The organism is Acidimicrobiales bacterium, assembly GCA_041394245.1.
Lineage (GTDB): Bacteria > Actinomycetota > Acidimicrobiia > Acidimicrobiales > Aldehydirespiratoraceae > JAJRXC01.
The window spans coordinates 1,271,933-1,286,585 of the sequence record JAWKIR010000002.1; the positions used below are offsets into that span (position 1 = coordinate 1,271,933).

Below are 14,653 nucleotides of genomic sequence, written 5' to 3' on the forward strand. Positions count from 1 at the left end.
GACCGCATGAGCGTCGGGCACTACTTCGATGACGACCCCGACAGCGAGTCGTCGCCCCACCCGGTCGAGATCACCCTGCCCGACATCTCCCTCACCCTTACGGCCGATCGCGGCGTGTTCTCCGCCGACAAGCTCGACACCGGCACGAAGTTGCTCCTCCTCGAGACACCGCCGATGTCGGAGGCGGCGACGATTCTCGACATCGGCTGCGGCTGGGGGCCGATCACGTGCGTGGCGGCGATGCGAGCGCCCGAGGCGACGGTGTGGGCCGTCGACGTGAACCGCCGGGCCCGTGCCCTCACCGAAGCGAACGCAGCATCGATCGGCGCCGCCGACCGGGTCCGCGTCGCCGCGCCCGACGACGTTCCGACCGACGTGCGGTTCGACCGGATCCTCTCGAACCCGCCGATCCGCGTGGGCAAGGACATCCTCCACCAGATCTTGCGCCGGTGGTTGCCACGTCTCACGCCCGACGGCATCGCGCATCTCGTGGTTCAGAAGCATCTCGGCAGCGACTCCCTGGCGAAGTGGCTCGACGACGATGGCTTCCCCGCCACCCGCCTGTCGAGCCGTGCCGGCTATCGCGTTCTCGAGGTCCGCCGGGGCGATTCCGACCGCATCGGTGACGACTCCGGCGAGACTGTGTGATGGCGCAACTCGACGGCACCGGCATGAAGCGACTCCACCGCGAGTGGCGCAGGCGCACAGCGGGCCGTCTCGCCCTCATCCTCGACGGCGTACAGAACCCCTTCAATGTCGGGTCGGTGGTGCGCACCGCAGCGGCCGAGCGGGTCGACCACATGTGGATCGCGGGCGGGACGGCACCGAACCACGACAAGGTGCACAAGACCGCCCTCGGTACCCAGCGATATCTGACGTGGACCGAGGTCGCCGACGGCCCGGCCGCGGTGGCCGCCGCGAGAGCCGACGGCTATCGGGTCGTCGCGATCGAACTGACCACCGACGCCACTCCCCTGCCCGACGCCGATCTCGCCGGCGACGTCGCCCTCGTCATCGGTCACGAAGACCGCGGTGTCACCCCGGCCACCCTCGCCGTTTGCGACGAGACGGCGTTCATCCCACAGCTCGGCAAGGTCGGGTCACTCAACGTCGCCGCGGCGACTGCGATCGCGATCTACGAGGCCCGGCGTCGCAGCTGGGCCGGGTAACGGTTCAAGCTGCCAGCGCTTCGCGCCATTCCGCCGCCGAGGCTCCGCTACGGGCACTACCCGACGACAACCGTCGACTCACAGACCTCGATGATCGCGTCGGCCAGACGCTGGTCGGCATCCAGCCCGAGTCGGACCGAACAGGCGACATAGTCCTCGGCACCGTCGGTGAACGCGGCGACGAACACCAGGCGGGCTGCCGCCTCGGTCTGGGCTCGCATGATCCGCGCATCCGATCGGCTCTCGACCTCGACGTTGAACGTGTCCTCGCCTTCCGTCGCCGCGATACCGGTGAAGGTCGGGAGATCGGGGGCGAGCGCCATCCACTCGTCGAGCGAACGCTCACCACAACCGTCGGGCGGACACGCCCGAGCCACGGTCCACTGATCGAAGGCCTGCCCGTCCGTGCCGGGAACGAAGTCGAACGGGAACTGCTCCGAGACGACCCACCCCTCCGGGATCCGGGTCGCGAGTCCTTCGGCGGTGGTGATCTCTTCGAGCGCCACCACGTCGGCCTCGTCGGCGGTCCAGATCAGCACCGCTCCCACGAGGGCAAGTGCGATCAACGCAGGGACGATCCAGGGGCGACGCATGCCGTCATACTCGCAGCGGATCGACCTCGACCCGCAGCCGGGCCGCCGGCCGTGCGGTGGCGGCCAGCGCATCGAGGAGGGGTGCGTGCGTGTCGGCTCGCAGCAGCCAGCGATCATCGACCGGGCCCCGGACCCGGACACCGGCAGGCGTCCCGAACGACACGATGAACTCGCCGGCCCCGGCACCGGCGACGAGCGCCTGGGCGCCGTAGGGAGGTGTCCCGAGCGCTTGGCGGCGGTCTCGCTCCGCGACTGCCACGAGCGACGGGTCGGCCCGCACCACCGCCTGCACCACCTCGTGGTCCGGCTGACGGGTCTGCAGAACGAGTCGGCCACCAGCGGACCTCGGCCCGAGGAGCCGAGCGGCCCGGGCGAGGAGCGCCATCGCTTGCTCGGACGCCCGCTGGCGGGGAGCGAGCAGCTCCTGGTCGAGATCGAGGAAGACGACGACGTCGGCCCGGTCGACGCGATAGAGGACCGCCTCGGTGCCGATGACCACGCGGTTCGTGGGCGGATCGTCGTCGGCCCCCGTGATCTCGTCGACGGGCTCGCCGACCAGCGCCTCGAGCTCCTCACGGGCGCGAGTGACTCCGGCTCGCAGGTTTTTTAGCGTGGTCGAGCCGCAGTGGGCGCACACCACCGGACGAGACTCGGAGCGATCGACGGTCTCGAGGCGATCGTCCATGAGGATCATCGACTGCGTGCCGTCCTCGGAGCGCACCAGTTCGCCGCAGGTTGCGCACGCGAGCAGTCGGGAACGTCCCTTTCGGTTGAGCACGCAGACCACCCGGCCCGACGACAGGCGTTCGCTGAGTCGCTCCGCGAAGAGTCCGGCCCGCACCGGGTCGTCGTCGCGGCGGTCCAGGACATCGACGATCGGCCAACCCTCGCGCTCGGCGGTACGGCTCGGCCGCAGCAGCCGACCCGCCCGCAGGGCCTCGAGCGTCGGGGTCGGCGAGGCCAACACCGCCGGGACTTCGCGGCGGCGAGCCCGCTCGAGGACGACGTCACGGGCGTGCCAGGTCGGCGTCCGTTCCTCCTGGAGCGACTCGTCGTGCTCGTCGATGACGACGACCGCAGCCAGATGGGGCATCGGCATCCACGCCGCGGATCGGGTCCCGACGACGGTTGCGCCCGCGGCAGCGGTCGCCCATTCGTCGGGTCCGAGCGCAACGGTCACCCCGGCGCGGCGCAGGGCGATCGCGAGATGACGGGCGCGCACGATGTCGGCGACGAGCACGAGGGCGTCACCCCGGCGACAGGCGGCGAGGGCCAGCGAGACGCCGTCGTCGGCCGGTGGCGTGCGAACGACCGACACACCTTCCGTGAACGCGTCGTCGAACACGTCGGACGGGCCGGCCGGCACGGCCGATCGGGGCCGCGCCGTCGGCACACCCGCGACCATCCGCGGCGGCGAAGCCGCCCGCAGGAATGGCACCCGCCGCCCGGCCCAGCGCCATGCGGCCCACGAAGTGAGATCGAGGATCTCCTCGTCGGGTCCGACGCCGCTCAACTTCCGGAGTTCGGAGTAGCGCACGCCATCGATCGGCTCGACGTCGAGCGCCGTGATCCATCCTGCGACCCGGCGACCGGCCAGGTCGACCCGGACCATCGACCCGATGGCGACTCGGGCGGCTCGGCCGTCGGCCTCCCACACCGCCGGGACGACATAGTCGAACTCCCGATCGATGGCCGCCACATCGGGGAGCACGCGGACGACCCGCCCTGCAGGGCGGGTCGTCGCGGCGTTCGGTTGCGGCTCGGGCTCGGCGGGCTCGAACTCACCGAGTTCGAAGAGGCCGCGGGCCGCCGTTTCGGGGTCGGTCGGGGTCAGAGCCCCAGCGCCGACTTGAGGTCGTCGACCCGGTTGGTCTGCTCCCAGGGGAACAGCCCGCCGTCGGTCGAACGACCGAAGTGCCCGTAGGCCGCAGTCGGCTTGTAGATCGGTCGACGGAGGTCGAGGTCACGCATGATGGCGCCCGGACGGAGGTCGAACACCTCGTCGACGGCCTTCTCGATCGCAGCCCGGTCGACCTTCTCGGTCCCGAAGGTTTCGACGAGCACCGACATCGGACGGGCCATCCCGATCGCGTACGCGACCTGGATCTCACAGCGGCTCGCGGCGCCCGAAGCGACCACGTTCTTCGCAACCCAGCGGGTGGCGTACGCGGCCGAGCGGTCGACCTTCGACGGGTCCTTGCCGGAGAAGGCGCCGCCACCATGACGGGCCATACCGCCATAGGTGTCGACGATGATCTTGCGGCCGGTGAGCCCGGCGTCTCCCACCGGACCACCGATCACGAAGCGACCGGTCGGGTTGACGTGGACCTCGTAGTCGTCGTCGGCGAACTGCTCGGGGATCACCGGGCGGATCACGTGTTCGATCAGGTCGGGGCGGATCATCGTGTCGCGGTCGACACCGTCGTTGTGCTGCGTCGACACGAGCACCGTCTTCAGCCGCACCGGGACGTTGTCCTCGTACTCGAACGTGACCTGGGTCTTGGCATCGGGGCGGAGGTAGGGAATCGTCCCTGCCTTACGGACCTCGGCGTGGCGTTCGGCCATGCGGTGCGCGACATGGATCGGCAGCGGCATGAGCACGTCGGTCTCGTCGCTCGCGTAGCCGAACATCATCCCTTGGTCGCCCGCGCCCTGCTTGTCGAGCTCGTCCTGCTCGCCGGCGACGCCCGAACGGACCTCCTCCGACGCGGTGACACCCTGGCTGATGTCGGGGGACTGCTCGTCGATCGCGATCATCACGCCACAGGTGTTGCCGTCGTAGCCGAACGACTCACGGTCGTAGCCGATGTCGTTGATGGTCTGACGCACCGTGCCGGGGATGTCGACATAGGCCTCGGTGGTGATCTCGCCGGCAACGATGGCGAGACCGGTGGTGACCATGGTTTCGCACGCCACCCGCGACATCGGGTCCTGCGCCAGCATGGCGTCGAGAATCGCATCCGAGATCTGGTCGGCCATCTTGTCGGGATGGCCCTCGGAAACGCTCTCCGAAGTGAAGGTCCAGCGGGTCACACTTGCTCCTGATTGGTGGGATCTGATTCGAGACGGGCACGGGCCGCGTCGAGCACGGCGCGAGCAACGTCGCGCTTGTCGGACAGTGGTACATGATGCCGTGCGCCGTCCGCCATGAGCACAATGACCTCATTCGTCTCGTGCTCGAAGCCCACTCCGGGCTTGGAAACGTCGTTGGCGACGATCATGTCGAGGTTCTTGCGGCGCAGCTTGCTGTCGGCATTGTCGATCACATCGCTGGTCTCGGCGGCAAAACCCACGAGAACCTGGCCCGAGGGCTTGCGTGCACCCAGCCCGGCGAGGATGTCGACGGTCGGCACCAGCTCGACCTCGGGCGCGCCGTCGTGCTTCTTCAGCTTGCCGTCGGCCGGCGACGAGGGCCGGAAGTCGGCCACCGCCGCAGCCATGACGACGATCTCCGCGTCCGGCGCCTCGAGATCGCATGCCGCCGCCATCTCGGCGGCCGTTTCGACCGGAATGACCCGTACGCCGCTCGGAGCGCTCCCGGGCCTGGTGGTCACCAGCACGACCTCGGCGCCGCGAGCGGCGGCTTCGGCCGCGACGGCATGTCCCTGCTTGCCGGAGGACCGGTTGCCGACATAGCGAACCGCATCGATCGGCTCCCGGGTGCCGCCGGCCGTGACGAGCACCCGGCGAGCGACGAGATCGCCGGGAACGAGCGCACGCTCGGCCGCCGCGACGATCGTCTCGAGCGAGGCCAGACGACCGTGCCCGATGTCGCCACCGGCCAGCCGGCCGGACTCGGGCGGCACGATCAGCACACCCCGGGCTTCGAGCACCTGGAGATTCTCCTGCACCGATGCCTGCTCCCACATCTCGGTGTGCATCGCCGGACAGACCATCACCGGCGCCCGCGTGGCCAGGATCGTCGCCATCAACAGGTCGGCGCTGCGACCGGTCCGGATGTCGGAGATGATCCGTGCGGTTGCCGGGCAGACCAGGACGAGGTCGGCCCGCTGACCCAGCACCGTGTGCGGGATCGGCGTCTCGGGATCGTGGAATAGCGACGTCCGGGCCGGCTCACTCGCGAGTGCAGAGAACGTGGTGGCGCCCACCATCTCGAGCGCGCCGTCGGTGAGAATCGGCGAGACGTGGGCGCCGGCATCGACGAGTCGCCGACAGACCTCGACGGCCTTGTAGGCCGCGATGCCACCGGTGACGCCCAGTACGACGCGCCGACCGGAGAGGGAGCCCATGGCCAGAGGGTGGCTCAGGCGCTGTCGTCGTCGCCCACGGCGGCGGCGGCTTCGGCTTCGGCGATCGCGAGGGCGGCAGCAGCGGCTTCGGCTTCGGGATCGATCTTGATCGCTTCGATCTTGTCGGCCGCGATCTCCTCGAATGCGATCGACAGCGGCTTGCTCGCCGTCGAGGTCACCTGCGGCGGCACCAGCGAACCGATTCCCTGGCCGAGCTGGCCGACATAGTTCGTGATTTCGCGGCTGCGCATGGCCGACAACGTGACGAGGCTGAACTTGGAACCGGTCTCCTCGAGAAGCGACTCGATCGCCGGGTTCATCATCGTGTCGTAGCCGTGGGCCATGGGATTCTCCGAAGGTCTCACGCTCCACAGCACAGTGGAGCCGGCTGACAATGCTAGCAGTCGTCCACGCCGGCGCGGCGCGAGACGATGAGCGCCTCCACCTCGTCGACGGCCCGTTCGAGATCGTCGTTGACCACCATCGCGCTGCCGAGCCGTCGAGCCACCGCCACTTCCTCCTCCGCCTTCGCCAGGCGGGCCCGCACCTTGTCGTCGGGATCGCCCCGTCCCCGAAGTCGCTCCTCCTGGTGGGCCCGACTGGGCGCATCGATGAAGATGAGCAGGGCGTCCGGGACCCGCTGCTGGATCTGCTCGGCACCGTAGACGTCGATCTCGAACACGACGTCGTGTCCGGCCGGCGGGTCGGGTACCGGCGTGCCCTGGAGGTAGTCGAGGAACTCGACCCACTCGAGGAACCCGTCGTTCGCGACATGGTCGAGGAACATCTCGCGGTTCGTGAAGTGGTACGCCTCCATGTGCTCGCCCGGCCGTCTCGCCCGTGTCGTCCAGCTCCGGCTGAGCCACAGTCGCGGATCGCGATCGAGCAGGCGCGCGACGATCGTCCCCTTGCCGACCCCACCGGGGCCGGAGATGACGATGATCAGGCGGTCGTCGAGCTCGGACACTCAGCCGAGCGTTGCCAGCAGCTCGCTGCGCTGGTTGTCGCCCAGACCACGGAGGCGGCGGTTCTCGGCGATGCCGATCTCTTCCATCGTGCGCCGCGCCTTCACCTTGCCGAGGCCGGGCAAGGACTCGAGCACTGCGAGCACCTTGGTCTTGCCGATGACCTCGTCGGTCTCGGCTTGGTCGAGCAGTTCCCGCAGCGACAGCGACCCCATCTTCAGGCGTTGCTTCAGCTCAGCACGCACCCGACGCGCTTCGGCGGCCTTGACCAGCGCGGCGGCACGGGCCTCGTCGGACAGGACGGGTGGCTTCGACATGCCGCGACACTAGCTGACCTGGCGTGTCAGGCGCCGGAACCCGCAGCGATGAGCTCATGGACCCGGGTGGCGGCCGCGACCGGATCGTCGGCTCGCGTGACGGATCGACCGATCACCAAGAGATCGGCCCCGGCCGCGATCGCCTCGTCGGGCGACGCGGGACGGGCCTGGTCGTCGACACTGTCACCCGGTAGCCGGATACCGGGGACGACCCGTGTCATCCGGGGGGCATAGTGGTGGGCCTGCTCCAGGTCCGCCGCGGCGCAGACGATGCCACGACAACCCGCCTCGGCGGCCACCATGACCCGCTTGGGCATGATGTGTTCGGGGGCGTCGGCATCGCTGGTCAGCACCGTGATGGCGAGCGACGTGGGTTGGACGAGACCCGCGTTGCGGGCACCTTCCTCGAGCCCCTGGACACCGGCCTGCAACATCTCGACGCCGCCGTGGGCGTGCATGGTCAGGTACTCGACGCCGAGGGCGCCGAGTACCCGGGCCGACTTCCCGACGGTGGTCGGGATGTCGTGGAGCTTGAGGTCGAGGAACACCCGATAGCCCAGATCGGCGATCGCCCCGATCGCTTCGGGCCCGGCCGCGCTGTAGAGCTCGAGCCCGATCTTGGCCACACCGAAGTAGTCGTTGAGCTGGCGACCGATTCTGATCGCGACGACCAGGTCGTCGACGTCGAGCGCCAGGGCGAGCTTGCTGCGGATGTCGGCGTCGATTGCGTCAGCCATGAGCTGCTCCGATCAGTTCGGCGATGTCGACCACTCCGTGCTGGTCGCACCAGTTCGAGAATTCCTTGAGGATCCGCCGAGGGGCCCGTGGATCCGCGAACGTTGCAGTGCCCACTTCAACCGCCGAGGCCCCGGCGAGCAGGAACTCTACGACATCGGTCCCGTCGGCTGCGCCACCCACGCCGACGATGGGGAGATCGGGCGCGGCCTCGTGCACGTCGTAGACGGCGCGGATCGCGACGGGATGCATCGCCGATCCGCTCAGCCCGCCCTTCTTCGCGCCGAGGACGGGACGGCGGAGCTCGGTGTCGATGACCATCCCGAGCAAGGTGTTGGTGAGCACGACGGCCTCCGCGCCGGCTTCGTGTGCGGCGATCGCGATCTCCGGCAGGTCGGCGGCGTTCGGGCTGAGCTTCGCCCAGCGCGGACGACCGCACCCGGCGGTGGCGGCGATGGCCTCACGCGTCGACGCCGCCGAGTGGGCGAACATCTTGCTGCGATCCTCGAGGTTCGGACACGACACGTTGACCTCGACGGCCACCACCTCGGGCGGCGCCCCGGCGAGCGCAGCGGCGGCTTCTCGATAGTCGTCGATCGAGTTGCCCCAGATGCTGGCGACCACGGTCGCACCGGTCGCGACGAGATCGGGCAGCTCGTGCTCGAGCCAATGGGGAATGCCCTTGCCCTGCAACCCGACACTGTTGATCATCCCGGCCGCGGTCGGATGCACGCGTGGCGCCGGATTGCCGGCCCACTCCCCCGCCTTCATGGACTTCACGACGACCGCACCGAGCGTCGCCGGCTGCATGTAGCGGGCGAACTCGGCGCCGTGGCCGGCCGTCCCCGATGCGGTGAGCACCGGAGCCCGCAACCGGACCGAACCGATCGTGGTGGCCAGGTCGGTCACGAGCCTCCGAGCTCCGCCACCGACGCACCGGCGTGGTACTCCTGCAGGCTCCTCACCGCGAGCGGGTGGGTCTTCCAGTCGTGCATCCCGTTGGCGGCGGCGACGGCGGCGGCGCCGGTCGTCAGCAACGGCACGTTGGCAAGGCCCGCAGCTCGCCGGATGTGTTCGCCATCGGCACGGGGGCCACGGCCGCGTGGCGAGTTGACGACCATCTGGACCTTGCCCTCCTGGATGAGCGACACCGCGTCGACGCCCTCTGCCTCGGCGTCACCGAGCTTGGCGACGTCGATCGACACCTCGATGCCCTCGGCCCGCAGTGCCTCGGCCGTCCCGCTCGTGGCCGCAAGGGCGAACCCGAGCTCCCGGAATCCCTTCGCCGCGGCGATGCCGACGGTCTTGTCGCGGTCGGCGAGCGACATGAAGATCGTGCCGGACTCGGGCAGGCGCGTCCCCGCGCTGAGCTGGGACTTCACGAACGCCAGGCCGGGGGTCAGGTCGATGCCCATGACCTCGCCGGTCGACCGCATCTCCGGCCCGAGGACGGCGTCTGCCTCCGGGAACCGGTTGAACGGCAGGACCGCTTCCTTGACGGCGAAGTGGTCGCCCTCGACCGGGTCGCGCAGCAGGCCTTCCGCCCGCAGTTCCTCGAGCGTGGCCCCGACCATCACCCGGCTGGCCACCTTGGCCAGCGGCACGCCGGTCGCCTTGGCCACGAACGGGACGGTGCGACTGGCCCGCGGGTTCGCCTCGATGACGAAGACCTGGTTGGCCTTCACCGCGTACTGCACGTTGATCAGACCCCTCACGTCGAGCGCCGCCGCGATCTTGAACGTGTAGTCCTCGATCACGGCGATGGTCTCGTCGCTCAGCCGGTTGGGCGGGATCGAACAGGCGGAGTCGCCGGAGTGCACGCCGGCCTCCTCGACGTGTTCCATGACCGCACCGATGACGGCGGCGCCGGTGTGGTCCCGAATGGCATCGACATCGACCTCGGTCGCGTCCTCGAGGAAGCGGTCGACCAGCACGGGCCGTTCGGCGCTGAGGCCGCCCTCCTTGCCGAGCGAACCGAAGTTGGCGAGCTCGGCCATGGCCCGGGTCAGGTGATCGTCGTCGTAGACGATCTCCATCGCCCGCCCGCCGAGCACGTACGACGGGCGGACGAGTGCCGGATAGCCGATGCGGCCGGTGATGGCGAGCGCCTGTTCGATGTCGACCGCCGTACCACCGGCCGGCTGCGGGATCTCGAGTCGGGCGCACAGGGCGTTCCACTGCTCACGATCCTCGGCGAGGTCGATCGACGCCGGCGACGTGCCGAGAATCAATTCGGGCGGCAGCCGGTCGGCCAGCTTCAGCGGCGTCTGGCCGCCGAGCGACACGATGACACCGAGCGGCTTCTCGCTGTCGATGATGTCCATCACGTCCTCGTAGGTGAGCGGCTCGAAATAGAGCCGGTCGGAGGTGTCGTAGTCGGTCGAGACGGTTTCCGGGTTGCAGTTGACCATCACCGTCTCGTAGCCGGCATCACGCAGGGCGAAGCTCGCGTGGACGCAGCAGTAGTCGAACTCGATGCCCTGTCCGATCCGGTTCGGGCCGGATCCGAGGATGATCACACGCTCGCGCTCGCCCGGGCGGACCTCGTCGGTGTCCTCGTAGGTCGAGTAGTGGTACGGCGTCGTGGCCTCGAACTCCGCGGCACAGGTGTCGACGGTCTTGAACGTGGTCTTCACGCCGAGGGCGAGGCGAGCGGCGCGCACTGCCGCCTCCTCCACGTCCCAGAGATAGGCGAGCTGGGCGTCGCTGAACCCGAGCTGCTTGGCCCGCTTCCAGCTGCGCTTGGTCATCGCTGCCATACCGAGCTCGGCCAGATGGGCCCGTTCCTCGGTGATGATCAGCATCTGGTCGAGGAACCACGGATCGACCCAGGTCGAGGCGTAGATGTCGTCGACCGAGATACCGCGTCGCAGCAGTGCCTCGAGCTGGAACGGCCGGTCGGGGGTTCCGATGCTCGCGGCGGCCAGCAGTGCGGCGTCGTCGAGCTCGTCGAATGCCATCTCGCCGGGGTCGCAGTTGAGACCGAAACGACCCTGTTCGAGCGAGCGGAGCGCCTTCTGCAACGACTCGGGGAAGGTGCGGCCGATGGCCATGACCTCACCCACCGACTGCATCGACGTACCGAGCACACCACTGGTGCCGGGGAACTTCTCGAACGCCCATCGGGGGATCTTGGTGACGACATAGTCGATCGACGGCTCGAAACTGGCCGGCGTCTTCTCGGTGATGTCGTTGGGGATCTCGTCGAGCGTGTAGCCGACCGCGAGCTTCGCGGCGATCTTCGCGATCGGGAAACCCGTGGCCTTCGATGCGAGCGCCGACGAGCGGCTGACCCGCGGGTTCATCTCGATGATCACCTGGCGCCCGGTGCCCGGTTCGACCGCCCATTGGACATTGGACCCACCGGTCTCCACCCCGACGCGGCGGATGCAGGCGAACGACCCGTCGCGCATCTTCTGGTACTCGACGTCGGTGAGCGTCTGCGCGGGCGCCACCGTGATCGAGTCGCCCGTGTGTACGCCCATCGGGTCGAAGTTCTCGATCGAGCAGATGATCACGCAGTTGTCGGCGTTGTCGCGCATGACCTCGAGCTCGTACTCCTTCCACCCCGAGATCGACTCCTCGATGAGGATCTCGTTGATGGGGCTGCACTCGATGCCGTAGGCGGCGACCTTCTCGAACTCCTCCATCGTGTGCGCCATACCGGTGCCGCGACCACCGAGGATGTAGGCGGGTCGGATGATGATCGGCAGGCCGACCTCCTCCACGACCCGGCGGGCCTCCTCCATCGTGTGCGCGGTGCCCGAGCGGGCCACCTCGAGTCCGATCTCCTGCATGGCGACCTTGAAGCGCTCACGATCCTCGGCGGTGGCGATCGCCTCCGCGTCGGCGCCGATCAACTCGACCCCGTGTTTCGCGAGGACACCCGCCTCCTCCAGCTCCATCGCCAGGTTCAAGCCGGTCTGGCCTCCCAGCGTCGGCAGGACCGCGTCGGGCTTCTCCTTCTCGATGATCTTCTCGAGCACGGCCAGGTCCAGCGGTTCGACGTAGGTCGCGTCGGCGAAGTCGGGATCGGTCATGATCGTCGCCGGATTCGAGTTGGCGAGGATCACCCGATAGCCCTCCTCTCGAAGCACTCGGCAGGCTTGTGTGCCCGAGTAGTCGAACTCGCACGCCTGTCCGATGACGATCGGCCCGGAGCCGATGATGAGGATCGAGTGGATGTCGGTGCGTTTGGGCATCAGGCTTCTCCGTTGGCATCCATGAGGGCGGCGAACTCGTCGAAGAGGTACCGGCTGTCGTGCGGGCCGGGTCCCGCTTCGGGGTGGTACTGCACACTGAAGACCGGCAACTCGTTGTGGACGAGACCTTCGAGGGCGCCGTCGTTGAGGCACACGTGCGTCTCGGTGACGTTCGGGACCGATCCCATCTCGACCGCGAAATTGTGGTTCTGGCTCGTGATCTCGACCTTGCCGGTTCGGACGTCCTGCACCGGCACGTTGCCGCCGTGGTGGCCGAACTTCATCTTGAACGTCCTGCCGCCCAGCGCGAGGGAGAGCACCTGGTGGCCGAGACAGATCCCGAAGATCGGCACCCTCCCGATCAGGTGCGGCAGTTCTGTCACGATGCTGCCGGCCTCCTCGGGATCGCCCGGGCCGTTCGACAGGAACACCCCGTCGGGTTCCATCGCGAGCACGTCTGCCGCGCTGGTGTCGGCCGGCACCACCGTCACGGTCGCCAGCTCGCCGAGATGGCGCAGCATCGTCGCCTTCACGCCGAGGTCGTAGGCGACGACCCTGCGCGGTCCGTTGCCCACCGTGTAGGAGGCGGCGGTCGTGACCTGGCTCACGAGATCGATTCCCGCGGTGCCGGGATCAGCCTGGGCGGCGGCGCGCAGCGCGGCTGCATCGGCGGTCCCGAAGGCTCCCGGCATGGCGCCGCTGTCGCGGATGTGGCGGGTCAGCCGCCGGGTGTCGATCCCGGCGATGCCGGCGATGCCGTTGCGGCGCAGGAACGAGTCGAGGTCGCCCTCGGCTCGCCAGTTGCTGTGGCGGCGGGCCAGATCGCGGATGATCACCCCCCGGCAATGCGGGCGACCGGCCTCGTCATCGGTCGCGTTGACGCCGTAGTTGCCGATGTGGGGATAGGTGAAGGTGATGATCTGTCCGGCATAGGACGGATCGGTGATCACCTCCTGGTAGCCCGACAGCACCGTGTTGAAGACGACCTCACCCGACGCGATCCCGTCGACCGGGTCGGCACCGATGCCTTCGCCCTCGAAGACTTCACCGTCGGCGAGGACGAGTTGGTACTCACGAATCATCGCTGTGCTTCTCCATCGATCACGACTGCTTCACCCTTCAGAACCGTGTGCCGCACACGACCGCGAACGGCCATGCCCTCGTACGGCGTGTTCCTGCTCCGGCTCGCCATGGCATCGCCCGACACCGTCCACGTCGTGTTCGGATCGATGATCGCGAGGTTCGCGGGCGAGCCCTCGACGATCGGCCCACCGTGGTCGGCCTGGATTCCCGCGATCGCCGCCGGCCGCCAACTCATCGCTGCGAGCAGCGCCTCGATGGGCATGTCGAGGTGCGTGTTGGCGATGGCGAACGCGGTCTCGAGTCCGAGCATCCCCGGCGGTGCGTCGGCGAACGTGCGCTCCTTGTCCTGCTGCGTGTGGGGCGCATGGTCGGTCGCGATGGCGTCGATCGTGCCGTCGGCCAGCCCCTCCTTCACCGCGGCGACGTCGGCGTCGGTGCGCAGCGGCGGATGGACCTTGAAGAGCGGGTCGTAGTAGGCACAGCACGCATCCGTCAGGCAGAAGTGATGGGTCGCCGCTTCCGCCGTGACCGGCAGACCGGCCGCCTTGGCCGCGCGGATCATCGCGACCGAGCCGGCCGTCGACATGTGTTGGAAGTGCACGCGGGTGCCCGTGAGGCGGGCGAGGGCGATGTCGCGCATCACCATCAGCTCCTCGGCCTCGGCCGGCTGACCGGGGATGCCGAGCCGACTCGACCACTCCCCCTCGTGCATGTAGGTCCCCTCGCTGAGCGCGCTGACCTCGCAGTGCTGGGCCAGCACGATCGGCTGACCGCCCGACAGGTGGGCGAGCGATCCCGCGTACTCGAGCGCCGTGCGCATGAGGCGGTCGTCCTGCACGCCCGTGCCGTCGTCGGTGAAGATGCGCACGCCGAGCTTCACCAACTCGGCCATCGGCGTGAGCGACTCGCCGTCACGACCGACGGTGATCGCGGCAGACGGACGAACGTCGCAGATCGTGTCGGCGGCGAGGTCGATCACCTCGCGGATCACCGCCGCACAGTCCATGGCCGGCGTCGTGTTGGGCATGGCGATGACCGAGGTGAAGCCGCCGAGCGCAGCACCACGGGCGCCGGTCTCGATGGTCTCCGCCTCTTCCTTGCCAGGTTGGCGCAGATGCACGTGGAGATCGACGAATCCGGGGGCAACGACACAGTCGGTGGCATCGAGCGTCCGGTCACCGTCGAGGCCCTCGCCGACCGCGAGAACGGTGCCGTCGTCGGAGACGACGACGTCGGCGCGGCGGCTACCGCTCTGATCGACGACGGTGCCGCCCTTGATCACGGTGGCCGTCATCGCCCCTCCCTCCCCCGAGCGATCTCGGTCGGGAAGACCCTCGCG

General features: G+C 68.9%; 14 protein-coding genes. 2 read left to right on the forward strand and 12 right to left on the reverse strand.

Annotated features, from left to right (window positions below; genetic code table 11):
* The first annotated feature begins 6 nt into the window (after positions 1-6).
* Positions 7-648: a methyltransferase gene (locus tag R2707_06410; protein ID MEZ5244707.1), complete on the forward strand. Its 642-nt coding sequence runs from the start codon at positions 7-9 to the stop codon at positions 646-648.
* Positions 648-1,169: a TrmH family RNA methyltransferase gene (locus R2707_06415; GenBank protein MEZ5244708.1), complete on the forward strand. Its 522-nt coding sequence runs from the start codon at positions 648-650 to the stop codon at positions 1,167-1,169. The genes R2707_06410 and R2707_06415 overlap by 1 nt, the downstream gene beginning before the upstream one ends.
* A 56-nt stretch (positions 1,170-1,225) precedes the next feature.
* Here the strand turns inward: R2707_06415 and R2707_06420 are convergent, their stop codons facing one another.
* From R2707_06420 to R2707_06475, 12 genes are all read right to left on the reverse strand, one after another.
* Complete coding sequence (locus R2707_06420; protein MEZ5244709.1) at positions 1,226-1,762, reverse strand: hypothetical protein; 537 nt, start codon at positions 1,760-1,762, stop codon at positions 1,226-1,228.
* A gap of 4 nt (positions 1,763-1,766) precedes the next feature.
* Positions 1,767-3,473, reverse strand: a complete 1,707-nt coding sequence (locus tag R2707_06425; protein MEZ5244710.1) for a hypothetical protein — start codon at positions 3,471-3,473, stop codon at positions 1,767-1,769.
* 119 nt (positions 3,474-3,592) lie between these two features.
* Entirely contained in the window at positions 3,593-4,795 is a 1,203-nt protein-coding gene (metK, locus tag R2707_06430) for a methionine adenosyltransferase (GenBank protein MEZ5244711.1), read from the reverse strand.
* Positions 4,792-6,012, reverse strand: a complete 1,221-nt coding sequence (coaBC, locus tag R2707_06435; GenBank protein ID MEZ5244712.1) for a bifunctional phosphopantothenoylcysteine decarboxylase/phosphopantothenate--cysteine ligase CoaBC — start codon at positions 6,010-6,012, stop codon at positions 4,792-4,794. Before coaBC ends, metK begins: the two co-directional genes overlap by 4 nt.
* Positions 6,013-6,026: 14 nt before the next feature.
* The gene (gene rpoZ, locus R2707_06440) at positions 6,027-6,356 is read right to left on the reverse strand and encodes a DNA-directed RNA polymerase subunit omega (GenBank protein ID MEZ5244713.1); all 330 of its coding nucleotides are present in this window, start codon (positions 6,354-6,356) and stop codon (positions 6,027-6,029) included.
* Positions 6,357-6,409: 53 nt separating this feature from the next.
* On the reverse strand, positions 6,410-6,979 hold the full coding sequence (locus tag R2707_06445; GenBank protein ID MEZ5244714.1) for a guanylate kinase: 570 nt from the start codon (positions 6,977-6,979) through the stop codon (positions 6,410-6,412).
* Positions 6,980-7,294: an integration host factor, actinobacterial type gene (gene mihF / locus R2707_06450; protein ID MEZ5244715.1), complete on the reverse strand. Its 315-nt coding sequence runs from the start codon at positions 7,292-7,294 to the stop codon at positions 6,980-6,982.
* A gap of 26 nt (positions 7,295-7,320) precedes the next feature.
* Positions 7,321-8,031, reverse strand: a complete 711-nt coding sequence (gene pyrF, locus R2707_06455; GenBank protein ID MEZ5244716.1) for an orotidine-5'-phosphate decarboxylase — start codon at positions 8,029-8,031, stop codon at positions 7,321-7,323.
* On the reverse strand, positions 8,024-8,938 hold the full coding sequence (locus tag R2707_06460; protein MEZ5244717.1) for a dihydroorotate dehydrogenase: 915 nt from the start codon (positions 8,936-8,938) through the stop codon (positions 8,024-8,026). The genes pyrF and R2707_06460 overlap by 8 nt, the downstream gene beginning before the upstream one ends.
* Positions 8,935-12,231 (reverse strand): carbamoyl-phosphate synthase large subunit, encoded by a 3,297-nt coding sequence (carB, locus tag R2707_06465; protein ID MEZ5244718.1) that lies wholly within the window; start codon positions 12,229-12,231, stop codon positions 8,935-8,937. The genes R2707_06460 and carB overlap by 4 nt, the downstream gene beginning before the upstream one ends.
* Positions 12,231-13,313, reverse strand: a complete 1,083-nt coding sequence (gene carA, locus R2707_06470) for a glutamine-hydrolyzing carbamoyl-phosphate synthase small subunit (protein MEZ5244719.1) — start codon at positions 13,311-13,313, stop codon at positions 12,231-12,233. Before carA ends, carB begins: the two co-directional genes overlap by 1 nt.
* Entirely contained in the window at positions 13,310-14,608 is a 1,299-nt protein-coding gene (locus R2707_06475; GenBank protein MEZ5244720.1) for a dihydroorotase, read from the reverse strand. Before R2707_06475 ends, carA begins: the two co-directional genes overlap by 4 nt.
* Positions 14,609-14,653: the final 45 nt, after the last annotated feature.